A 500-nucleotide genomic window follows, 5' to 3' on the forward strand; every position below is an offset into this window, starting at 1 on the left:
AACCGCGTTACTCGAATTACTCAAAGCGGGAATGGGGTAGCGAGCAAACGAGTGGACATGGCCTATGATGCTGCTGGCCAGATGACGGGTGTCTCTCGCTACAGCGATTTGGCGGGGACGCAACAGGTGGCGACTACCGGCTATACTTATGACAGTGCGGGACGGCTGACTCAATTAACTCATCGCAAAGGGACGGCGACGTTTGCGAATTATAATTGGAGTTACGATGCGGCTACCCGAATTACTCAGTTTACTTCTGGCGATGGCAGCAGCAACTACAGCTACGACGACCGCAACCAGGTGACGGGTACAGACCACAGTTACCAAAATGATGAGGTTTATAGTTATGACGGGAATGGCAACCGCACTAATACGGGATACCAGACTCTGGCGAATAACCAGCTGAAGTCAGATGGAGTTTACAATTACGAGTATGATGCTGAGGGGAACCGGACTAAGCGGGTTAAGATTGCTACGGGTGAGGTAACGGAGTACAGCTG

1 pseudogene is annotated in these 500 nt (G+C 51.4%); it reads left to right on the forward strand.

From position 1 onward, the window contains the following. Positions 1 to 57: 57 nt before the first annotated feature. Positions 58 to 500: pseudogene (locus OSC10802_RS42615) on the forward strand (RHS repeat-associated core domain-containing protein); the annotation flags it as partial.

Origin of the sequence: Kamptonema formosum PCC 10802 (assembly GCF_000332335.1) — a bacterium.
Lineage (GTDB): Bacteria > Cyanobacteriota > Cyanobacteriia > Cyanobacteriales > Oscillatoriaceae > Oscillatoria.